Origin of the sequence: Rubritalea marina DSM 17716 (assembly GCF_000378105.1) — a bacterium.
Taxonomy (GTDB): Bacteria; Verrucomicrobiota; Verrucomicrobiia; order Verrucomicrobiales; family Akkermansiaceae; genus Rubritalea; species Rubritalea marina.
In genome coordinates, this window is sequence record NZ_KB899263.1 from 1 (window position 1) to 24,135 (window position 24,135).

Consider the following 24,135-nt stretch of genomic DNA (forward strand, 5'->3'; position numbering starts at 1 on the left):
CGCTTCGATAGCACACTGGTGGAGGGAACCACCTGCGCCATCACCATGGCTGGCTACATCGAGCTCAATCCGATTAGAGCAAAAATGGTCAAGCGACCCGAAGACTACCATTGGTGTGGCTATGCCGAGGCGGTGGCAGGTAACGAGAAAGCAAGGCTCGGGATCGCCCGCCTCCTTGAGTACTGCGAAGCCCAGACAAGCGCGCAGCCGGTTCTCGAATCAATCCAAGTGAACGACAAGTACGCTTGGCGCAGTATTGCCAATCGCTTCCGCATGTTCCTCTACGAAGAAGGGCGCGACCTCTACCAAGAGGAATCATCCAGTGGCCCTGTGGGTAAGCAAAAGCTCGGTGGCTTCAGCGATGCAGAGATCGCCGAGGTGCTGAATAATGGCGGGGAATTAACCCTGCGCGAAAGCCTAACGCAGCGGGTTCGCTTTTTCAGCAAAGCCGCGGTGATCGGCAGTCAGAGTTTCGTGGAGGGCGTGATCGAGCAGCTTCAAGAAAATCACTACTGGCCAGCGGCCAAGGAGGGAAAGAAGGCAAGGCAACACAAGCCCCAGAACACCAACTTTAGTATCAACAACGAACCGCTCAACACCCTTCGATCGAGGCGGCTAGAATAGTACCAGGCACTGGTCATTCGAGTTTCAGACCAGCATATACAACAAGCACAAACAACCACGCTTCAGAATACACGAAGCTCTGGCACCACTTGGCCAAATAGAAGGTGTTTTCAGGTATTTCGAGTCGAATCGCCCAAGATGGTCGCAGATAACTCCCCATCAAGTCAGCAGGAGTTGATTATCAGTAAAATCACAGTGTTAGGCGCAGACCTTCTCTGAAAATAGTCTGTCTGAGTTATTGGTCTGAGTTATTGTTATTGGATAACGTCGAGGATGATCACGGAGAGGAGCGCAGCGACTCGGAGTTGATCACTCCGCCTTGATCTGTCTTCCGGATGAGTTGGAGGATGATCGGCAAGCTTACTATGGCCGCCAGAAGGATCAAAAACAGCTCGATCACCCAGAACCTGACGTATGTATAGGATCCATAGAAGTCAGATGATTTCTCTCCGGTCGTCCATTTTGAAAACCCAAGGGTATATTCTCTTTTCTTCCCTTCTTTCGGATTCTCTTTGGCAGCTTGCAGGTCGAAATCTGTTTTGCTTTTGAAGTTAAGGCTAAGTCGTGGCAGCTCCATATCGACTTGTTTAATCTGGTGCCGATAGCCAAAAAGTAAGGAGCCTGGGTCACCGCTATACTGAACATACCTCTGGGATTCAGTCATTCCTTTTTCAACTTTGGGGATCGAAGTCAGTGAAAATGAATGATCTTCAGCATGGACATGCAGAAATAACACGAGCGCCAAGATCGTCAAAATCAGTGTAATCAAAACCGTGGAGGCGTGCTTCATTTTTTTACAGATCAGTTATGTACACCCGCCGAACATTTGTTCGGTCGGAGTGCTACGCAAGACCTAACAGCCTTGCTGATTTTAACAAGTTCATTTCCGAGAGGTAATCCATCAAACTAGCAGCTAGATGGGTGTGCCCTTCACCCAAAACACACCCATTTCAATATTCTTACCCCCTGGTATCATATCTATGCCTTCACCCTATTCAGCACTAGGCTTCACAGCAATGGAGGCTATCTACTTTCTACTATGCTCCAGGCATCGCCTCATGGCATGATCGGCCCCATCGGATACGGGTACTTGGTGGAGACTGCGTCGATTGCATCGAGCACCTCTTGACTGAGCTCTAGATCGGCGGCGGCTAGGATCGGGGCTAGCTGGTCTTGGTGCGAAACTCCAACAATAGTGGCTGGCACAAAGTCGTGCTGCTTGCTCCAGGCCGTGGCGAGCGTCACCACATCCATATCGGCTTCTTTGGCAATTGCGATCAAGGCCTCAGTGGTAGCCAGGCTTTTTTCGTTGATGAAGCGCCCCACCATGCGGCGTTGGCGTTCACCCGCCCCCTTCAGGTAGGCGGTAAAGCGCGCACCTTCTGGTTGCTTCCCATCGTTGTACTTTCCAGAAATGACACCGCCGGCAAGCGGGCTGTATGGAAGCAAGCTCACCTGCTCGCGACGCAAGCACTCAGCTAGCTCATCTTCACAGCGGCGATGGTTGATCGAAAAATTGTTTTGCACCGTCTCGTAGCGCGCCCAGCCATGTTTATCGCTGCTCCAGAGCGACTTCATCAAGCCGTAGCTATCTTCGTTGCTATTGCCAATGACCCGCACCTTGCCCTCCTTGACCAACTCGTCGAGGACTTCGAGTGTGTCTTCAGGTCGCATGCCATGGTCTGGCCAATGGACTTGATACAGATCAATGTAGTCGGTCTGGAGTCGCTTCAAACTCCCCTCAACTGCCTGGCGGATGTGCACGCGATCTAACGCCGCCTTACCACCTCGCACCGGCGGATTGAACCAAGCATGCGCCGCACCAGCAACCTTGCTAGCGATGATGACGGAACTACGATCCTTTCCCTTCAACCACTCACCTACCCACGTTTCTGTGAGCCCTGCCAATTCCTTGCTCGGCGGCACTGGGTACACCTCCGCAGTGTCAAAAAAATCAACCCCAGCCTCCAAGGCCTGGTCCATGATGCGAAAACTCATCGCCTTGTCAGCCTGCACGCCGAAAGTCATCGTGCCCATGCAGATCTCACTGACCACAACACCGCTCTTACCCAATCGATTTTGCTTCATGACTCTATCATGCTGAGGGAGAGCCATGAGGCAAGCCCAGTCATGCATTTTGTAGCAAGCAAGCCAGAAGGCCAGCCATCTAGACACAAAAAAAGCCACATCATGACGACGTGGCTAACTTGGTTTCAATCACGGGGCTCCAGCTTAGGCCCAGTCAACTTCTTTAGCATCCCCCCAGAGGTTTTCTAGGTCGTAAGTGCTACGAGCTTCTTCACTCATCACATGCACCATCACATCAAAGTAATCGAGCACGACCCAATTGGTTTCTGCGCGGCCCTCACCACTGTAGGGCTTCTGGCCAAGCTTTTCCTCAACGATCGCTTCAGTGTCTCTCAATAGAGCCTTCAGGTGCGGCATCGAATTGCCCGAACAGATCACCATGAAGTCCGTCAATGGTGAGATGCCAGTCACATCGAGCACACGAATGTCTTCTGCTTTATTTTCATCCACGGCACGCGCGCAAGCGATTGCTAGTTCTTTACCTTCTGCTGCTTTCATCGATTTGTTGACTCAGTCGTTCTGATTACGTTGTTGAGCGTAGAGGCAAAAAAAAAGCCGATCGAAACGATGGCTTTTCACATGCATTGAGCTCGTTTGCATCATTGATGCTTAATGTAGCACAAGATTTTCAGATGACCACCCTGATTGCCTTGCGGCCAGGATGGTGGAGCATGGCGGAATCGAACCGCCGACCTTCTGCATGCCATGCAGACGCTCTACCAATTGAGCTAATGCCCCGAAATCCTTGCTGTGCGAGAGGGTTTATCCCTTCTACCAATCCCACGCAAGACCTTTTTCAGAGATTTTTTCATCCCACCAGTATCACTCGCGCTCGCCGATCACTAACCCATTCGAAACAAGTCCGTCGCGATCACTTTATTTACAACACGCACCCGGTCGGCTATAACAGAAAGTCATGATCATTCTTTCTTTGAATGCTGGCAGTTCTTCCCTGAAGTTCGCCGTCAATGACACCCGCTCAAGCACCAGCCTGATGTCCGGCATCGTCGAAAAAATTGGTACACATGAGGCTGAGGGAGCGATTGAGCACGGGCCACACACCAACAAAATCCAGCTCCAAGGGACAGACCACGCCAGCGCGATCAAAGACGTGCTGGCTGCGCTCAACCAAATGCTTGAGTCCGATGGAGCGCGCATCCAGGCGATTGGACACCGCGTCGTTCACGGAGGCTCAGAATTCACAGGCCCCACCATCATCACCCCCGCAGTCATCCATAGCATCGAACGCCTTTCTCCGCTCGCACCATTACACAACCCGGCCAACCTCGCCGCAGTGAAAGCCGCTCACCACCTCTACCCAGAACTCCCACAAGTCGCCGTCTTCGATACCGCCTTTCACCAAACCATTCCCGAAAAAGCATTCCGCTACGCCATCCCAGAAGAATGGTTTGAAAGCCACAAAATCCGTAAATACGGCTTCCACGGCACGAGCCATTCCTACGTCTCTGCCGAAGCAATCAAGCGCTTCGGCCTCTCCCCAGATCAATCTCGAATCATTGTCGCCCACCTCGGAAATGGCGCCAGCATCTCAGCCATACAAGGAGGAAAAAGCATCGACACCAGCATGGGACTCAGCCCTCTGGATGGACTCATCATGGGCACGCGCAGCGGCAGTATCGACCCCAGTATCCATCTCTACCTCGCCCAACATACGGGACTCACACTCGAAGAAATCACCGAAACCCTCACCAAACAATCAGGCATGCTGGCACTCTCACAGACCAGCTCAGACATGCGTGACATCTGGGCACTCTACCGCGAGGGCGACCACCGCGCCATTCTCGCGATGGAAATGTACCTCTACCGGCTCAATCAAACACTCTTGGGGCAACTCGCAGCATTCGACGCCAAACTCGACGCCCTAATCTTCACCGGTGGCATCGGCGAGAACGACTGCGAACTACGCCGCCGCGTGCTGCAGTCACTCGCATGGATTGGCTTCGAGCTCAGCGACACCCTGAATCAAGCATCCGGTGATGCGAAGGGCGCGATCACTACCAGCACCGCACCTCTAGCTGCAATCATCAAGACCAATGAAGAGCTCGAAATCGCGCGCCAAACCGCCTCACTTTGCTAAGCCCAGCCTCCAATGAAACACGTCTTCCTCACCCTTCCCATTGGCCATAAAACTGGCCTCACTTCCGTTAGTATCGGCCTCGTGCGCACCTTCGACCGCCTCGGTGTCAAGGTCAGCTACTACAAGCCATTCTCCCAGTCGCACGCTTCCAACCAAGAGGACCCAGGCCCGCACTACATCCGCGCGGTCACCAAGCACAGCCCACCAGCACCACTCCCGCCCGAGACCTGGAGCGAAGCCATTGAACGCAACAACTTCGATGAAATCCTCGAAGGCGTCATCGAGACCACCAACCAAATTCTCGAAGATCATGATGTGCTCATCCTAGAAGGTTTAATCGCCCACGCCGAGCTCTCCAAAGTGCGCGAAATCAATGCATTACTCGCACGCACACTCAATGCTGAAACAATCCTCGTCATCGGCCAATCAGAGCACAACCACTACGAACTGAAAAAAATCCTCGAGCGCGAGGTCAAGTCGCTCGACCAACCACACAAACACCAATTACCAGCGGTCATCATCAATCGCTACGCACTCGACTCCGCCACCGCCGCCCTCTCGCCCAAAGAAATCTACCTACACGCCAATGAGTCCCTGCGCAGCCCGCACTACCACGTCATCGGCGTCGTCCCAGAGAATGCCTCGTTGCTCGCCATGCGCATGAATGACTTCCAAGACTCGATTCAAGCAGAAATCGTACACCATGGAGACTTTGCCAACCGCAGAATCATCGACTACCGACTCTGCGCACGCCAGGTCGAAAACCTGCTACACGTATTCACCCACGGCGCATTGATTGTCACCCCAGCCGACCGCAGCGACATCATCACAGCAGCCGCCCTCGCGGTCACCAAAGGCGTCCGCCTCGCCGGCATTGTGCTCACGGGCGACACCTCCATCAACCAGAAGCTCTATGAATTCTGCGTTCCAGCCTTCAGCCTAGATGGAGGACTCCCCGTGTTGCGCGTGAATGAAAGCTCCTTCTCCGCCACCACCGCATTCCTCTCACTCAATACCGAGGTGCCTGTCACTGACATCGACCGCATCAACCTCGTCATGGATACCGTTGCCCGAGGGATCGACTCCCAATGGCTGCAACAACGGTGCAACGAAACCCGACAGTCACGACTATCACCCGTCGCCTTCAAATACAGACTCACCCAACTCGCGCGCAAAGCCGCCAAACACATCCTCCTCCCCGAAGGTGAAGAACCACGCACCATCGCTGCCGCTGTCGAGTGCTCACGCCGCAAAATCGCCATTTGCTCGCTCCTCGGCGACCCCATCTCTATCACCGACAAGATCCAATCGCTCGGTGGATCAGTTGGACACTACCTTCGCATCATCGACCCCAATGCCACCCGAGAGCATTACATCACCCCCTTGGTAGAACGCCGCAAACACAAAGGCATCACAGCCGCCACCGCCAGCGACCTCCTGCAAGACCCGATCATGCAGGCCACCCTCATGGTCGCCCTCGGGGAAGCCGACGGCCTCGTTTCTGGTGCCATCAATAGCACCGCTCACACCATACGCCCCGCACTCAGCCTGATCAAAACGGCCCCCAATGCCACCATCGTATCTTCGATCTTTTTCATGTGCTTGCCCGATCAGGTGCTGATCTACGGCGATTGCGCTGTAAACCCCAACCCAGATGCACAACAACTGGCTGATATCGCCATCCAAAGCGCCCATTCAGCAATCGCCTTCGGCATCGAACCCAGAGTCGCCATGATCTCCTACTCTACCCTAGGCTCTGGAACTGGCGAAGATGTGGACAAGGTGATGGAAGCCACCCGACTCGTCAAACAACGCATGCCAGAACTCAGCATCGATGGACCGCTCCAATACGACGCCGCCAGCAATCGCTCAGTGGCCGCCACCAAAGCACCCGATAGCCCAGTAGCAGGCAATGCCAATGTCTTTATCTTCCCAGATTTGAATACCGGAAACACCACCTACAAAGCAGTGCAACGTTCCGCCCAAGTAGCATCCATCGGCCCCATGCTCCAGGGCCTCAATCGCCCAGTCAACGACCTCAGCCGAGGCACCTCAGTAGAAGATATCATCTACACCATCGCCCTCACCGCGATCCAGGCGACCCAGTAATCAACAAGAAACCATTATTGGCTCGCACGCAAAGCATCCAAGAGGCTGGTACACTTCGCCCCCGGAAGCACCGATAGATCCATTTGGTTCATAATATACGCAAAGGATAAACCTGACTCTGGATCCCCAAAGGCATGGCTCCCTCCCGCACCCGGGTGCCCAAATGCGCTATCCCCTTTGCCGTAATTGTGGCGAACCTTCCTACCATCTTTACCTATAGGGTCCATTTGGAACCCACAGCTAAAGCGAGTTGGCGCCATCAATACCTGATCATCTCCCGCAATCACTTCCGTGCGCATCCAATCCAAAACATCTTCCGAAAAGTGTGGGATCGCACCGATGGCGGCTTGATAAAACTTGGCCAATCCTCGCGCAGTCCCAAGGCCCCCCATCGCCGGCAAACCAGAACGCCAAGCTTCTGGCTTATTCATCTCCTGCACCCCTTGCAATCCCCTAGGACTGGTAAACGCACGCTGCACCAATGAACCGCGTTGGTTGAATTCCTTGTAAAACCCCGAATCCAATTCCTTCTTATCCATTTTGCCAGGATACAAGGTAGCCACCCGGTCATGATATTCATCCGGCAAACCAATCCATAGCTCAAGCCCCAAAGGCTCCGCAATACGCTCCCTAAAGACCTGCCCCACCTTCTTACCCTCCAGCAACAAAGCTATCTGATCCAAAAGAAACCCATAGGTGCGGGGATGGTAACCGTGGCCATCGCCAAGGGGCCAGTTCGGCTCCTGTGCCTCCAGCGCGGCTATCACAGAATCATAGTCAAAAACTCCCACTGCTTGGTCCAGTGCTGCGAGCCCACATTGATGACTTAGCAATTCGCTAAATGTTGCTGAATTGTTTGAGAAGGTTGGCCATACACGACTGACTAAATCATCTGGACCTAAACCATTCTCGCTCAACAAGCTGAGCACTGTAGCCGCTGCCAGACCCTTAGTAGCAGAGTAAAAGGGCACCATAGTGGCCTCCCCCCACTCACGGTGCCTCTCACGCTCCATCCAGCCCCCAGCAAGAGAAAGAAGCTCTTCTCCATCCTTCCAAACAACAAGCGAGGCACCCAATTCTCCGCGCGACTGAAAGTTCTCTTCAAAGGCATCCTTAAGGGCATCCAAATCCATGATGTGAGCTCCCATAACCCGCCCACTCATGGATGTCAAAAACTTGCAGAACACAGAATACTCTAAAATCATTGCATCCTACTCTAAATAAGAGCATTGTAGGCATTGTGAAACTCCTCCTCCTCCCATTCACGTTGGTATTGACTTACCTATCTCCCCACTCACTCGAAGCCTCAAATTACTGGAAACATCGAGAGAGCCAAGGAAAGGTAAATGCATGTCATAGCTATGCCACGATCGCCCTCATCGAAGCCGAATACTGGCGCGAAACTGGTAAATACATCAACCTCTCCGAACGCGACCTTTTTGTGCGACACTTTGCCAAAGGATCCCCCAGAAGCCTCGTGCGCAATCACCTAGAGTCCGCGGTGCACCGAAAGTTGCCACATTACTACGCTGAGACCGGCCACATTCTCAAGGACTTCGATCTCATCACCCGCTACGGAGTCGCAAGCGAAAAGGAACTACCTTCACGCTCTTCATTTAGCACCAACCTCGAAGCCAGCGTGGTCGCGCTGCGCTCGCAAAGAGCAAAAATTAGCAAAGAAGCCATGCGCCTCAAATCACAAGGCCGGTGGAATCGAAATACCGCTCAATTCATCATCAAGAAACACAATCAAAAATTGAATAAGGAAAGTGCCTTCTTCCAGCTACCACAAAACACCCCCACAAGACTCTGGGTCAAAAAGTGGATCTCCAAATACCGCATGGTCAAGCACACACCTAACAATATTGCAGAAACCAAAAGAGTCATCCTACGGCACCTTCGCTACCATCCAGTAGCCGTAGACATCCACAACTACGGCGAAATCACCGGCACACGATCCCCAGCATTGGCCCGGCACAGTCTCGTGGTGAGCGCCTACCACCCAAGCAGTGATCAATTCAGTATCCGTTGCTCAAGCGCCACACCTCGCAAAGTAGCTGCCAACACATTGTGCAAAGGAGTCTACCAATTCTATTACTTAAACCCCAAGCAGCAGAACCAGCTTCTCTCCTACACACACACCAAACCATTTTCCTGGTAAGACGCACCAGAGGTGGAGGACACACTGAGAGCAAACTCTCAGTCCACCAATCAAATGCCCCAAGTTTCTTGGGGCATTTCTTTTGCTTCGTGTCAAAATTGCCACGCAATTAAGATTCGTGTGATGCACAATCGCCCTATACGACACTATCGATTCTATGTAGCATTGTGTCCAGATGGCCACACACTGAGCACCTACCAAGTGAGCTACCCATCCTCAATTTCATCACCACCAAACCATGCAAAAAATTCTCATTATCGAAGACGAAGTGGACATTGCCGAGCTCATCGCATTCAACCTTCAACGCAATCAATTTGATGTCAGCATGGCACACGACGGACTCGAGGGCCTCAACGCCGCTCTAACAACTGCACCCAACCTCATCGTGCTCGACCTCATGCTACCATCCATGAATGGCATCGACATCAACAAGGAACTCAAGCGCGACTCCCGCACCCGTGACATTCCGGTCATCATGCTGACAGCAAAGGCGCAAACTGAAGATCGCATCACAGGTCTCGAGACAGGAGCCGACGATTACCTCACCAAACCATTTAGCCCCAAAGAGCTCGTCTTGCGCGCGCAGGCAGTACTCAAGCGCACCTCCACCAAGAGCAGCGGCACAGTCCTTGAACACGGCCCATTCAAATTTGACAAAAACAACCTCAGTTTTTACCTCGATGGACAACTCGAAGACCTGACCTCAACCGAATTCAAGTTGATGATTTACCTCTGCGAACGCGTCAATGCACCACAAGATCGCAGCACCTTGCTCCAAGAAGTCTGGGGCTACAGCGGCGATGTACACTCACGCACACTCGACACCCACATGAAGCGCCTACGCAAAAAACTAGAGCCCTTCTCCAACTACCTTGAGACAGTACGAGGTGTCGGCTACCGTATTGTCGACACTCCGGCCGCTGAATAGCACCAAAGCCCCCCTCAAGCTAGCTCCCCCCAAACACACACAAGCGAATGGAAGCAATCACCATTACCTCCACCCTCATCTTGCTCGCATTCCTGTTCCTTCAGGCGCGCAAGATGCGGGCTCAGTCTGAACGGTTTAGAGACCAACTAAGAGCAGCAGATCAACGCATCAGCAAATCCAAAGCCCAGCTGGAAGAAGTCACCGTTGACAGCCAAGTCTCGCTTGACGCCCTCAGTGACGCGTACTTTCTCATCACCTCTGATCTAGAAGTCAAACGCACCAATAAAAAAGCCAAGGAAATCTTTCGCAACGAAGACCTGATCGGTCGGCCACTGGACGAAATTCTAATGTCGCCAGCGTTCAGCACAATCATCGCACGCATGGTGCAGGATCGAGTACCATGCGAGGAGAAACTCACCCTAACAGCTTCAGGCCACAGCCTGGGCGGCTCCTCGCAGGAGGGTGAAACCGCTTGGATCATCCAATGCACCCCCCTCCCAAACCACATCCGCAACCCTCAAACCTGCATTATACTCCGAGACATTAGCACGGAACATCAAACAGATATGATCCGCACAGACTTTGTGGCCAATGCCTCTCATGAGCTACGCACCCCACTCGCCATCATCAATGGCTACCTAGAAAACCTGCTTGATGATGACGTCCTCGAAGAACCAAAGATGGCTCGCAAGATGCTAGGGACGATGCGCAAGCACGGCCAACGCCTCTCCCGCCTCATCGATGACATGCTCGTGGTCTCACGCTTAGAATCTGGAGAAAACGCGGCGATCAACCGCGAACCATTCGATATGATCGATTGCTGCAACGACGTAATCGAGCGCCTCGAACAAATCATCCAGAACTCTAACACCAACCTGGAGAAAAACTTCTCCGTCGACAGCATCATCCTCAATGGCGATCGCTTCTACTGGACTCAAGTCCTCTTCAATCTCATCGAAAATGCGATCAAACAAAACCCGAGCCGTGAGCTCACCGTGACACTCAGTATCGAAGTCACGGACAATCAACAGCTGCGCATCAAGATCAGCGACAATGGTATCGGCATCCCCTCCTCCCACCTACCCTTCATTTTCAAGCGCTTCTACCGCGTAGATAAGCACCACACCCAGTCCGACATCAAAGGCACCGGACTCGGACTCTCCATCGTGAAGCGTGCCATCGAGGCGCACAGCGGCACCATCAATGTGACATCTCAGCCTGGTATCGATACCACATTCACCATCGTGACACCGCTCGATTGTCTCACAAAAAACACCCCCACTGCCCCGTAGTTCAACTCCGCCCAAACGACGAGCACGAATGTGACAACTTCGCCCCGCTAACTTATTTGGCAGATCATCAAAACTCGGTGATTGTAGCGCCGCTCCACAACAAGGAGAACAATTAACAAATACTAAACACGATGAAATTCAACGCATTCGTAAAAGCTATCGTAGCAGGTGCTGCTCTCACCGCAGTTGCTTCCGCACAAACTAAAATCATTGTAAAAGGTTCCGACACACTCGGCGCTAAGATGGTTCCTCAGCTTGCTGAAAAATACAAATCCGAAGGTAACAACGTTAGCTTCGAAATCGCTGCTGAAGGTTCTTCAACATGCTTCACTAACCTCCTTGCTGGCACTGCTGACTTCGGCATGTCATCACGTTCAGTTAAGTCTTCTGAAAAGAACAAGTTCGCTTCTGCAGGTAAGGACCTCGTAGAGCACGTAGCTGGTGTTGACATGATCGCTGTGATCGTAAACGAAGCCAACGACGTTAAGGAACTCACCAAGGACCAGGTAAAGGGCATCTTCACTGGTACCATCACTGACTGGTCTGAAGTTGGCGGCAAGGCTGGCAAGATCAACGCATTCACACGCAACACTTCTTCCGGTACATACAAGACCTTCCAGAAGCTCGCTATGGACAAAGTCGATTACGGCAAGAACACCCAGAAAATGGCTGGTAACGAGCAAATCGCTCAGGAAGTTGCTAAAGACTCAAACGGCATCGGCTACGTAGGTCTTGCATACACAAGCAAGCCAGGCATCTCTGCTGCAGCAGTTAACGGCGTCCTTCCAGAGCCAAAGAACGCTGCTAAGTACGCACTTTCTCGTAACCTTTACTACTACTCTGTTGGTCAGCCAACTGGTGAAGTGAAGAAGTTCCTCGACTGGGCCAAGACCTCTAAGGACGCAGGTAAGGTGATCGAAAAGGTTGGCTTCATCGCTCCTCCTACTAAGTAATTCACTTACGGGCCATCCCTATTCATAACATTGGGGATAATACTTTCAAGCAGCACCACCCATTTTTGAGTGGTGCTGTCTTGACTTAAAGTCCAACTTATAGCTCTTTGCAAGTGTCTTCACACGAGACCTACTAGCTATGAAAGCGAGCAAGCATTCAGATAAAAATAACCCATTCTATAATTCGAACGAATTAAAGGTTCTGGGTATCGGCAAGCAGGATGTCATCCGCTACTTCTTCGGCGGAAATGCAACACTCGCGATCATCGTCATTTCGATGATCATCCTATTCCTCGTCTACCATTCCTATTCATTCTTCCCGCAATATCGCGAGAAACTCGACCTCTACCGTAAGTCTGGTCAGGAATTCACCGATTACGCTTCGGAGCAACTCACCGCTCAAAAAGAACTCAGCTCGCTAGCCACCCAGGCACGCGAATACGAGATCCAGCACCAACTCGGAGCCCTCTACAACGTACGTCCGATCCACGCAGAATTCAAACGTGATGCCCTCAAGCTCATCAGCTCGGAGCGCAAAGAATACGAACGTGAAAAAACTCGCCTCAATGACCTCCAGGACGAGCAAGACACTCCCGCTGAACAACTTGATGCCGCGCAGCAAGTCTACGACACAGCAAAAGCAAAACTCCAAGATGCCGCAGTTGCAGCGGTCAACACTCTCAACTACTCCACCTTGTCGAACAAGTCGTGGAAAACCGATCCTACCTACCTTGAGCCGATTCGCGCCTCCGTCGTAGAAAGCATCATGACAGGTAAATTCAGCACAGACTTCGTCGCTGAAACCAAAGAACGAGAAAAGCAAGCGGTGGCATTGATCGACGCCACACCTGCAATCACAAACCTCAATGAAGCCCGCTCCAACTTCTTAGCTCCGCAGAAAGACTTCGACAAGTTTGTCTCATCGCTGCGAAAAGTTGCCAGCACCAATAAAAGCCAAGCTGTCACCTTCACCTCAGCAGCTGCTCGTAAAGAAGCTCTCGAGAAAAAGCAAACATTTGCCAAAAGCGAGGAAGAACAAGAAATGGCCCGTATCGAGTCTGCCCGAGTCCTCACGATCGAGCCAGACTATACCAGCCTCAACCAACCACTCTACGACAGCCTCCCCAAACACAAGGACATGCTAGCCGTGCTCTCTGCAAAAACCGCTGAAGGTTTTGCCAGAATGCCCCAAGCATCAGAGTTTCAATCGAAGCTAGCACAACGTCGCATCCGAGATATCGAGCAAATTGAAGACAATATCTCCGATCTCTTCGAAGAAAAACGCCACCAGATGGAAACGTGGGATCACAACAAGCCAGTCAGCATGATGACTGCCGTGACCGGTTTCTTCATGGGTACCAAATGGGTCACTAACTCCTCCTGGCAGGACTTCTATGGCATCCTCCCATTGCTCGCTGGCTCTGTCTGTGTCGCCATTGTAGCCGTGATTCTTGCGATCCCATTTGCTGTAGGCGGCGCCATCTATGTCAACCGCCTAGCCAGCCCATTTGAACAAAAATTCATCAAGCCCGTCATCGAGTTTATTGGCGCCATCCCATCCATCGTTCTCGCCTTCTTCGGCGTGGTCGTTCTTGGCGAATTACTCCAGACCCACTCACAATCGCCAATTCTTTCCTGGATTCCGGGATTCCCAGTTGAAGGGCGCCTCACGATTCTCAACGCCGGCATCCTCCTGGCCTTCATGTCCATTCCTACGATCTTCACACTGGCTGAAGATGCTCTGAATAACGTCCCAAAAGCCTACAAAGAAGCCTCTCTAGCACTGGGAGCCACACCACTCCAGACCGTCCTCAGCGTCATCATCCCCAGCTGTTCATCCGGTATTATTGCAGCCATTCTCCTCGGCTTTGGTCGCATCATCGGTGAGACCATGGTGGTCCTCCTCGTCATGGGCGGGCGCATCGCCATTCCAAAGTCATTCACCGACCCTGCACACTCGATGACTGGGATTCTCGCCCAAGAGATTGGCGAAGTGGATGAAGGTTCCCTGCACTGGGGCGCACTCTTCATGGTGGGCCTCGTGCTCTTCGTCATCGCCTTGACCTTAAACTATGTGGCTCAGACCACCCTCCGCAAATTTGCTAAACGATAAGGACTAGCAAACTAAGTCAGCCACTTCACCCACTCACCTTTATACGATTCTATGTCCACTCCAGAAGCACCAAAGGACAATCCATTCTGTAAATCACAGGAATCTCGCAAAACTCAAGAGAATGCCATCCGCACCCTCTTCATTATTGCGACCTATGTGATCCTTCTCTCTGCTGCATTCATCTTTGGTGACATCATCATCAAAGGCACGCCAGTACTCGCGAGCAAAGGATGGTCCTTCATCTTCAAAAAACCTCAGACCCTCAACGTCATCGAGGTAGAGAAATCGGATCACATCGAAGTTCCCGTTAAGAACTTTGACTCAATCATAGAGAGCAATGCCAAGCACAGCGACCTCTTTACCAACATCAAGGAAGTCCAACATCAAACCAATGTCACCACCTTCGACATTGCACCAGGATCCGTCATTGGTGAGGGATATCTCAAGAACCTAGAAAAGCAAAATAAAGGCTTCTACCTACGATTCGACAAACGAGACACACAGTCACCAGTTGCTTTCACCCTCGAAAGCCCAAAAAGCATCACACTTCGCAATCCTGAGTTCGAATCCCTCAAAGCATCAGCTCCTGAAATCGTTCCTGCTGAAGTCGAAGTGGCTGAACGCAACCTCTCCAAATTTGAAGTCACCATCGAAGAAGGTGAATACCCCATCGGCAAATCCGCCCACGATGCCTTGGTCCCTACCAAACTCGTGTTCCAAATGCGCCAGACCTTCGCAGATGACGAGCCTGACAAAATCAACCAAGTCATCATTCCGAGCACCCAAACCATCACCGTCGAAGCTGCTGTCTACTTCGCCGCATTCGATGAAGACGAGCGCGGCACCTTGCCGCTCAGTGCCGAAGAATCCATTCCAAACAAGATATTGTTCCACACCTTCGAACTTCCAGCAGGGACGCACGCAGTAGCTCCAGACGCACTCGCCATCCTCGAAAAACACGGCGCCAATTCCCAACACAACACCGCGCGCGGATCCATCATTTTCAATAACAAAAAGCCGCTCACTCTCACGGTTCCAAGCAACGAATTTGAGGAACTTCGCAAGGCAAACCCAGGGCTCCAAATCTCCAATGTCTCAAACCAAGACATCGCATCAACCTACATCAGCTTCTCCCTCAGTAAAGATGCCGAGCTACGCTTTGACATCGATGACTACGAAGCCATCACGCTAGGCAATAAAGCCTCTGGAAACTTCATCCCGCTCTCAGAAAAGACACATTCTTACTCCGGCGGTGGCATTCTCGGCCCTATCGTGGGCACCGCATTGCTGGTGATCATCTGCATGGTCGTTGCCCTTTCTACCGGTATCGCAACCTCCGTTTTCCTCAATGAATATGCGGCAAAGGGCAAATTCATCGCCACCGTCCGCCTGGCGATGCTCAACCTAGCAGGTGTGCCATCCATCGTATTTGGACTCTTCGGCCTCGGACTCTTCGTGATCCTCGCTCCGACACTCACAAGCCAACCCAACGTCGAATCCAAACTCATCATCCCCATTGCTCCGATCGCCTCAGATATCGGGGCTCGGGAGGTCGAAGATAAAAAGATCTACGTCAGTGAAGAGAAAATGGGTACCGACGAGGTGCGTAACTTAGCAGCCGCTGCTGGAAGCACCCGTTTCTATGATGGTTGGCAGTACATTTCCTTCCAAGGCTGGGGCACTTGCATGCTTGCTGGTGGATTCACCCTCGCCATCATGGTACTTCCCGTGATCATCACCTCCTGCGAAGAATCGCTTAGTGCTGTTCCCATGGGCTTCCGCGAAGCCTCATTGGCCTTGGGCGCCACCAAGTGGCAGTCCATCCGCACCGCCGTTCTCCCCTATGCCTTCCCAGGCATCTTGACCGCCTCCATCCTGGGAATCACTCGAGTGGCTGGTGAAACTGCACCCATCATGTTCACGGCGGCCGTAGCCGAGCGCTCTGATCTGCCGTGGCAAGGCATCAATGCCACAGGCCTCGATGCCTTTGTCGGCTTCCTTCAGCAATCCGTCCAGGCACTCCCTTACCACATCTACACCGTGGCTGGCCGAATCCCACAGTCGGAGTACACTGAACCCATGCAATACGGGTCAGTGCTTGTCTTCATGATGATTGTCATGACTTTCGCAGCCTTCTCCGTCTGGCTACGCATCCGTATCCGTAACAAAATCAAATGGTAGTAGACAATTCACTGCCTTCCTCATAAACCAAATCAACTAGATCTCGTCATGTCCACACTCACAGCAGTTGCCCCCAACGTTCTACAAAAAGGCACCAACGTGGATGCAGAACTCAATTCTTCTAACTCGACAATCACGATGGAAACCACTCCAAATCCAACACCTGCGAATCAAACCATGATCGAGATCGATGATGTTTCATTCAGCTACGACCTCGGTAAAACCAACACCCTGCGCAATATCTCACTAGATATTCCAGAGAAGCAGGTAACCGCATTCATTGGGCCATCTGGTTGCGGAAAGTCCACACTCCTCCGATGCATCAACCGCATGAACGACCTCGTGGAAACCTCCCGAGTCACCAACGGTGAAATCCGTATCATGGGACAAGACATCAATGCCAAATCAGTCTCAGCCATCGAGCTGCGTAAGCAAGTCGGCATGGTCTTCCAGAAATACAATCCATTCCCAAAATCAATCTACGACAACGTGGCATACGGCCTCCGCATCCAAGGCATCAAAGACAAATCCACACTCGATGAGTCCGTGGAACGCGCACTCAAAGGTGCTGCCCTCTGGGATGAAGTAAAAGATCGCCTCAAGGACTCCGCCCTCGGGCTATCCGGTGGCCAGCAACAACGACTCTGTATCGCACGTGCCACCGCCGTGCGCCCTAAAGTCATCCTCATGGATGAACCATGTTCCGCTCTCGACCCGATCGCTACCGCTAAAGTGGAAGAACTCATCACCGAGCTGCGCCGCGACTTCACCATCGTCATCGTCACCCACTCAATGCAGCAAGCAAGCCGCATCTCTAACAATACGGCATTCTTCTACCTCGGTGAGCTCATCGAGTACGATGATACTAACAAGATCTTCTCCAACCCATCAATCAAGCAGACTGAGGACTACATCTCAGGCCGCTTCGGTTAATGCCTTTCCCCCAAGCCCTAACAACCCCACATACCCAACCTTTTAATATGCAAACTGGTGGTCACATCCTCAGCGAATTCAACGCAGCCCTCAAATCGTTTAAGTCAAAAACGGTAAACATCGGCTGCCTTTCCCAACAAAACCTTGAAAATGCCATTCAAGGAATGATCTCACGCAACTCCGAACTCTGCAACAAAGTCATTGCAGAGGACGAAGATGTCGACCAACTTGAGATCTCAATCGACGAAGAAGGCATGACGCTCATGTCCAAGTACCGTCCATTTGCTTCTGACCTACGTGCCATCGTCGCTTCCATGAAGATCACCAACGTGATCGAGCGTATCTCAGACCACGCCGTTTCAATCGCTAAGCGCAGCCGCAAGCTCAATAAATTCCCTGAGCTACCTGAAACCGCTCTCATCGAACCACTCTACAAGCAAGCAAACAGCATGCTCACCGATGCTCTCTCGGCCTACTCGAATAGCGACCTAGAGCTTGCCATGAAAGTAATCGAAGCCGACGATGCCCTCGACAACCTTCATAAACAAGCCACAAAGAAACTCACCAAATGCCTCGAAGGCGAAGGCGAAAACCACAAAGCCTACCTCCACCTCGTATTCATCAGCCGTTGGCTCGAACGAGTCGGAGACCTCGCAGAGAACATCGCGGAGGATGTGATCTATATGGAAACCGCGACGGACATCCGTCATGGTGGAGAGCTTCCTAGCTAAGTCTCCCCCACGATCGCTCAGCTCATGAGCTATAGCATGTACCCAGCTGGAGCCGATGTGCTCCAGCTTTTTTCTGTCAACTCGTGCACTAGTTGCTTTACCGAGCTTAGCCTAACTGACAGTATGCAGATCGGTCCACCTGTCCCCAGCAAGCGCGCATGGAAGCCATCCCCAAACACCCTAAACGCCTGAAATGGCTCTACCTTACCCTCGCCGCTCTACTCACCATCATCGTGAGTGTGAACGGGCCAATTGCGCGCCTAGCCATCAAGCACTTTGCCAATCAAGGACTAGAATCTGCTGGCCTTCATGGAGAGTTCCAATTGAGCGGCACCATCGCCTCCGGCTTCAATATTAGTAATTTCAGCTACTCGGGTGACCAAGCAATCAGCCAACTCGATATCGGGCTGCTAGAAGTAGACTATCGCCTAATACGCGAAGTCCTCATGCAGCAGAAACTGCGCTCGCTCAGCCTCGAACAAGTCACCACCGTCATCGATGTCGCCAAGATCCAGAAGACTCAGTCTCCCAACAAGGAATCCACCCCCATCGATCTACTACAAGTCCGTCAAACACTCAACACCGTGCGCCAATGGATTCGCCCCACAGAAGTCCATCTAGGCGCACTCGACATCACCCTGCTCAATGACGGCGAACTTCTTCTGCAGATGCTCCTCGGCGACATGCACTACCCTGCGGATAGCGACACCATCACCCTCAATGGCTATCAGCTGATCCGCAGTGCCGAGCTCATGACTCCTAGACAGACCAGTACCATCACCTGGTTAGAAAATGCATTTGAAGTCACCGCGATCGAACTCCTACCCAAGCTCGGCATCGATGCACTCCAGCTCTCACTCAGTCCAGAGTTCAGCGTGCGTGGTGCTCTCGCCATCAGCGATGCCACCATCGATTTTTCGATCGACACAGGCTGTGAGCTCACGCTCAGCCAAGGCCTCATTTCAAGCAAGGACATCATCGCCCTTCTTCCCTCTGACATCCCTATCAATGCACAAGTCGACCAGCTCAGCCTCAGTCTCCAAAACTGGAAAGCCCCACCTGCTGACTGGGAACTCAATGCCAGCCTCGCTCTACCAGAAATCTACTCCCAAGGATATGAAATCCGCAGCACCCAGCTCGACCTGCGCAAACAAGCCGACACCCTACACCTTGAATTCAACACCCAGCACATGGATGCCCTCGTGCGTTGTTTCGTCGATGCTGAATTCAAGGACATGGCGAAGCAAGCCTGGTGGGCGTCCTTCGAGGTCAAGCTAGACACCAATCTCAGCCGACTCCGCCGCCTCACCAACCACTACGTTCCGCAGCACCTCGAGCTCGACACCTCCAAAGCCATGGTGCAGCTCCACGCTGATGCCGAAGTAAACGAACTCAAACTCATCGGCGCCACCACCCACGCCTCGCTTAGCGAGCTAATGCTCATGGGCAACCCACTCCCATTGATCGAGCTCGACGCATCGATGAACACCGAGCAACAAGCCAAAGCCAAGCTCACCGCGAGCCTCGAAGACCACCCCCTTCTGCAGCTGGCAGCCACCCTAGACATCCCCCAGATGCTCTACCAAGCGAGCCTCACACTCGATGCCCAAGATCGCACTTGGATCAACACCGCACTCCAGCAATTTGATGTCCCAGTCGATATCACCGAAGCGCTCAAACTCCAGTGGAAAGGAAGCGGTACAGCAACACCCCAGGGCCCACACCGAGGCGACCTCACGCTCGAGCCCATGACCCTGAAAACCACCCAGTTCGAACTCGAACCAATCACCATCGAAACCGCACTCCAATACGACTGGCCCCAGTCGATCGAAGTCACCAAGCTCAGCATCACCGAAGATTCCTTCCACGCAGACTTCAATGCCGCTTGGGATGGGGAAATCGCCTCCCTCCATTCCTGCCTCCTCTCGCACGGCGAAGAACCACTCGCCGCCATCAATGCCAAAATCCCATTGGACTTAGACAAACTCAGCCTCGATTCCTATTTCCTCCAAGACCAAGAAATCGACCTCCACATCAAAACCCAAAAGCTCGACATCCCTCGGACCCTAGGCTGGATTCCAGAAATCCAAGACCCCACACTCGCCGCGCTCAAGGGCAGCTTCTATACCGAGCTCAACATCCAAGGCTCCCTCAAACAACCAGAGCTCACTGGCAAGGTCTACCTCGATGACCTCGTGCTCAGCACTTCAAACTTTACATCCCCCATCCACCTCCACCTCGACCTCGGTACAGAACAACAAAAGCTCTTCGTGCAAGCCCAAGTCATCGACCAAGACAAACCACGTGTCGATGCTCAATTCCACCTCCCCTACAAACCCTACACATGGGCCACCGCTGACCAACCAATCATGGAAATGCTCGCTCCTGAGCCACTCGAAGGCAGCCTCAACATCCACTCCCTTCCACTTCAGCGTATCAAAGAACTCGCCCCTCAGATCGAAGACATCGAAGGCGCTCTCGTGGCCGAAGCCAAGCTAACTGGAACCATCGGCGAACCCACCTTCACCCTCGATACCAATCTCAGCGTACCGCACATCGAAATAGACAACCCAAACATCGACGACGTGCGCAAACTCGAGCTCACTTGCAAGGTTCTCTCAGACCGCACACTCAATGCGAAGATCACCGCACTGGTCAATGGCAGCCCCTACAAGGTCACCGCCACTTCAGACTTCAAGGATCTCAAAGACCCCAGCTTCAAGGTCAATGCCACCACTGATCACGCACTCATCTTTCGCGACGATAAAGTCTCCATTCGTGCCAATGCCAACATTAACGTGGAAGGCAAACTCAGCGACGCTAGTATCAGCGGCAAACTCGAACTCGCAGAATCCTTATTCTACCAAGACATCGACATCCTTCCCATTGGTGTGCCGAGTTCGGCAGTCTCCGCCGTTGACCTCCCACCAGTCACCATGCCCGGACTCCCCCTCCCAATCCCAGAGCCATTCAATACCTGGAAGCTCGATTTTGTCCTAGGATTCGCCGACCCACTCTTGATTCGCGGCAACATCGCTCGTGGTGAAGTCGCCGGTAAAGTACGCGCCACCGGCACCCTAGAACGCCCCAAGCTAGACGGCACCATCGCCACCAAAGATGTCCTCGTAAAACTACCGTTCTCGCAATTGGAAATCCGTAAAGGCAATATCGTTTTTGACTCCAAACGCCTCCCCCTCCTCCCGATTCTCGACATCCAAGGTGTCTCCACAGTCAACAAATACCAAACCGAATTATTCATCTACGGCTCGCCCCTCGATCCCAAAATCACCTTCACCTCCCAACCACCCCTCCCTGAAGCAGACATCCTCACACTCATCGCCACCGGCATCACTCCCAATGACCTTAAAAATAATAAAGAAGCAGCCACGCTGCGCGCCATCCAGCTCCTCCTTGCCAAGGTCAAACAAAACTCCGAAGACAGCCGCTCAGCAAAGCTGTTGGAAATCCTGCTTTCCTCGGTCCAGAACTTCGAATTCAACGTCAATGAGACAGACGGTTTCACCGGCCGCAAGTTCTCCTCAGCCAAAATCAACCTCAACCCTAAGATCTTCGTGACCGCGCAGATCGATGAAGAGAAAAACACCCGCGGCCTCGTCGTCTTCGTTCTCAAGTTCCGATAGTTCTCTGCCATGCGCCTGCACTTCATAGCTCTCTGTATCAGCCTTTATAGCATGGTTCTCCATGCCGCAGAGATCCAGATCCACGGTCTGGATGCACGAGAGAATGAACGCTTCATGGATGCGATCAAGCCCAAGCTACAATTCATCACCTCACGCCCAGCTACCTCATGGCGAGCCGACGATGCAGCCTTCCAGCTTCACCGAGTCATCCTGCGCCGGGGCTTCCCAGATTCCGAGGTGAACCCTCAAATCTCCAAAGGCGTCATCCATCTCCATGTGACCAAAGGCGCCCAGTTCTACTTTGGCAAAATCAGCACATCAAGTCGCACCACACTCAGCGACGAACTCCTGATTGACTACTTCTATCAACCAATCATCCAGTCCGAAGCAGTTCCAAAATCCAAGGCGCCCTTCATCCAAGAATACGTCGATGCTGGCGTAAAAAATATCGAAAACTACCTCAAATCGATCGGCTACTGGAATGCCCAAGTCCAGTTAGTCAGTGCCCAGCGTCAGAACGAAACCCAAACGGTGGATGTCGCTGTCGAGATCCAACAAGGTCGCCGCCATTCAATCTCCCCACCACACTATCAAGGTGCTCCTGCCGACACCCAGCAAAGCCTAAGCCAAACATGCGCCGAATGGGTCGGCAAACCAGCCACCTCAGCCAACCTCAAAGCCATCGTCGCCGCCGTCAACAACTACTTCTACACCGAAGGCTACCACTTTGCCAAAGTGAAGTCAGACATCACTCACAGCACCACACACACCCAAATCACCTTCCGCATCAATCAAGGACTACGCTTCAAAACCCGCAGTATCCAAATCACTGGCTACCAAGATACCAAGCCGCGCAAAATCAAACGCTTCTACGATGGGGTCGAAGGAACAACCTACGATGCCGAACGCATCGATAAAGCCACCAGCTCGCTGCTGCAATCGGGCGTATTCCGCAGAGCCTCGATCACCCCGAAGCAAGTGGGCGAAGACCTCCTCGACCTCCACATCGCCGTTGAGGAAGCGAAGACCGTCACCACCAGTGCCTACATCGGCACGGACTCCTACGAAGGCGGTATCCTAGGCTTATCCTACACAGACCTCAACTTCTTCGGCAACATGTGGAACCTCTCAGCACGTGGCGAATGGACCGGACGTGGTCTTCTCGGTGAAGTCGGTATCACTGAGCCCTTCTTTGCAGGTGAACAAGTCAGTTTCAACGTTCGGAACTTCGTACTGAGACGCTCGCCTGATGGCTACAGCAAACTAGAAGCTGGTCTTGAGCTCTCATGGACATGGAGCCCTATCGAGAAGTTCAACACCCGCCTCTATCTCGGCGGCTCCACCGTCTCCACCACCTCATCCACCATGACCGATGAGGAACTCGGCCCAAAAGACTACATCAACTCGCGTATCGGCCTACGCAGTCAGCTCGATCTACGTGACGACCCGATCATGCCCTACCACGGCTACAATGGCGAGCTACTCACTGAATTTGGCAGCATCAATGGTGATGCCGACACTACCTATTTTAAAGTCGATGTGAGCAACTCCTACCGCTTCACCCTTGGGCCGGAGCACCACCTGATCTCGCGCTTTGATCTCGGTATCATCAGCCCCCAAGATTCCAGCAAACTACCCATCGATCGTCGCTTCTTCTCCGGTGGTTCCAATTCGGTACGCGCAGTGAAGGAACGCACCCTAGGACCTCGTTCCATCTCCGGAGACCCGCTCGGTGGCCAGTCCTACTGGGTCGGCAGCGCAGAATACGTTCGCCAAATCAAGGGGCCCATTTTCACCTCAGTCTTTTACGACCTCGGCCAAGTCTACGAATCAGCCAAGGATCTCGACTTCTCAGAGCCCACCCAAACACTCGGCATTGGAGCACGCGTCCACCTCCCGATCGGGCCCATCCGCTTTGAATACGGTTACAACCTCGACCCCAAGCCTCGCGAAGCCCGTGGCGCCTTCCACTTCAGTATTGGTGCTAGCTTCTAAGCTCGCCCCTTCCCCCAAAAAATTGAGCCACTCCCTTGAGGGAGCAACCAATTCAAAGAAGAAGCCGCTAGCGGCGGCGGCTTACCATCCGCACTTCACCGCAAGGATCGCGTTGAGCCCAGTGCCATTCACACCAGATCCGTGCACGCGGTAGTCTGCGTCGCTAAGGTTCTCAAGCAAGAGGTTCTCACGCGCCTGCCAGCCGCCGCGCACTGAGCCGATCATGTAGCCCGGCGTTCCATTCGTGGGGATGCGTTGGTCATCCCCGAGGTCACGCTGCGAAAGCTT

General features: G+C 52.7%; 16 protein-coding genes, 1 tRNA gene and 2 pseudogenes. 13 read left to right on the plus strand and 6 right to left on the minus strand.

Translation table 11 applies throughout. The features are described from left to right. Positions 1–624: pseudogene (locus F454_RS16525) on the plus strand (hypothetical protein); the annotation flags it as partial. Between the two features lie 277 nt (positions 625–901). Here F454_RS16525 and F454_RS0111750 read toward each other — a convergent pair. The 4 genes from F454_RS0111750 to F454_RS0111765 all read right to left on the minus strand — a co-directional run bounded on the left by F454_RS0111750 (position 902) and on the right by F454_RS0111765 (position 3,450). After that, complete coding sequence (locus F454_RS0111750) at positions 902–1,414, minus strand: hypothetical protein (RefSeq protein WP_018970856.1); 513 nt, start codon at positions 1,412–1,414, stop codon at positions 902–904. A 266-nt stretch (positions 1,415–1,680) separates the two neighbouring features. Next, a complete protein-coding gene (locus tag F454_RS0111755) occupies positions 1,681–2,712 on the minus strand; it encodes an aldo/keto reductase (protein ID WP_033367958.1) in 1,032 nt (343 codons plus the stop codon). 144 nt (positions 2,713–2,856) lie between these two features. Beyond that, positions 2,857–3,210 (minus strand): ribosome silencing factor, encoded by a 354-nt coding sequence (rsfS, locus tag F454_RS0111760; RefSeq protein ID WP_018970858.1) that lies wholly within the window; start codon positions 3,208–3,210, stop codon positions 2,857–2,859. 164 nt (positions 3,211–3,374) lie between these two features. Continuing rightward, positions 3,375–3,450 (minus strand) — tRNA-Ala (locus F454_RS0111765). A 178-nt stretch (positions 3,451–3,628) separates the two neighbouring features. Here F454_RS0111765 and F454_RS0111770 point away from each other — a divergent pair. Both F454_RS0111770 and pta read left to right on the plus strand, forming a co-directional pair. After that, positions 3,629–4,810: an acetate/propionate family kinase gene (locus F454_RS0111770; RefSeq protein WP_018970859.1), complete on the plus strand. Its 1,182-nt coding sequence runs from the start codon at positions 3,629–3,631 to the stop codon at positions 4,808–4,810. 12 nt (positions 4,811–4,822) lie between these two features. Next, on the plus strand, positions 4,823–6,919 hold the full coding sequence (gene pta, locus F454_RS0111775; RefSeq protein ID WP_018970860.1) for a phosphate acetyltransferase: 2,097 nt from the start codon (positions 4,823–4,825) through the stop codon (positions 6,917–6,919). Between the two features lie 14 nt (positions 6,920–6,933). Here the strand turns inward: pta and F454_RS0111780 are convergent, their stop codons facing one another. Then, a complete protein-coding gene (locus F454_RS0111780) occupies positions 6,934–8,052 on the minus strand; it encodes a serine hydrolase domain-containing protein (RefSeq protein ID WP_169334393.1) in 1,119 nt (372 codons plus the stop codon). Positions 8,053–8,159: 107 nt separating this feature from the next. On the opposite strand from F454_RS0111780, the gene F454_RS0111785 reads away from it, so the two are divergent. From F454_RS0111785 to F454_RS0111830, 10 genes are all read left to right on the plus strand, one after another. Further along, the gene (locus F454_RS0111785) at positions 8,160–9,080 is read left to right on the plus strand and encodes a hypothetical protein (protein WP_018970862.1); all 921 of its coding nucleotides are present in this window, start codon (positions 8,160–8,162) and stop codon (positions 9,078–9,080) included. A gap of 238 nt (positions 9,081–9,318) precedes the next feature. Then, on the plus strand, positions 9,319–10,008 hold the full coding sequence (locus F454_RS0111790) for a response regulator (protein ID WP_018970863.1): 690 nt from the start codon (positions 9,319–9,321) through the stop codon (positions 10,006–10,008). Between the two features lie 47 nt (positions 10,009–10,055). Further along, positions 10,056–11,300: a sensor histidine kinase gene (locus F454_RS15910; RefSeq protein WP_018970864.1), complete on the plus strand. Its 1,245-nt coding sequence runs from the start codon at positions 10,056–10,058 to the stop codon at positions 11,298–11,300. Positions 11,301–11,431: 131 nt separating this feature from the next. After that, positions 11,432–12,253 (plus strand): phosphate ABC transporter substrate-binding protein, encoded by an 822-nt coding sequence (locus F454_RS0111800; protein WP_018970865.1) that lies wholly within the window; start codon positions 11,432–11,434, stop codon positions 12,251–12,253. Between the two features lie 139 nt (positions 12,254–12,392). Beyond that, positions 12,393–14,366 (plus strand): phosphate ABC transporter permease subunit PstC, encoded by a 1,974-nt coding sequence (gene pstC / locus F454_RS15915; RefSeq protein WP_018970866.1) that lies wholly within the window; start codon positions 12,393–12,395, stop codon positions 14,364–14,366. A 51-nt stretch (positions 14,367–14,417) separates the two neighbouring features. Further along, positions 14,418–16,547, plus strand: coding sequence for a PstA family ABC transporter permease (locus F454_RS16415; protein WP_018970867.1), 2,130 nt, complete (start codon positions 14,418–14,420; stop codon positions 16,545–16,547). A gap of 48 nt (positions 16,548–16,595) precedes the next feature. Continuing rightward, positions 16,596–17,480, plus strand: coding sequence for a phosphate ABC transporter ATP-binding protein PstB (gene pstB, locus F454_RS0111815; RefSeq protein WP_018970868.1), 885 nt, complete (start codon positions 16,596–16,598; stop codon positions 17,478–17,480). Positions 17,481–17,527: 47 nt separating this feature from the next. Next, entirely contained in the window at positions 17,528–18,211 is a 684-nt protein-coding gene (phoU, locus tag F454_RS0111820) for a phosphate signaling complex protein PhoU (RefSeq protein ID WP_018970869.1), read from the plus strand. Between the two features lie 158 nt (positions 18,212–18,369). After that, complete coding sequence (locus tag F454_RS0111825) at positions 18,370–21,852, plus strand: translocation/assembly module TamB domain-containing protein (protein ID WP_018970870.1); 3,483 nt, start codon at positions 18,370–18,372, stop codon at positions 21,850–21,852. A gap of 51 nt (positions 21,853–21,903) precedes the next feature. Then, complete coding sequence (locus tag F454_RS0111830) at positions 21,904–23,847, plus strand: BamA/OMP85 family outer membrane protein (RefSeq protein WP_018970871.1); 1,944 nt, start codon at positions 21,904–21,906, stop codon at positions 23,845–23,847. 81 nt (positions 23,848–23,928) lie between these two features. Here F454_RS0111830 and F454_RS0111835 read toward each other — a convergent pair. Then, positions 23,929–24,135: pseudogene (locus tag F454_RS0111835) on the minus strand (hypothetical protein); the annotation flags it as partial.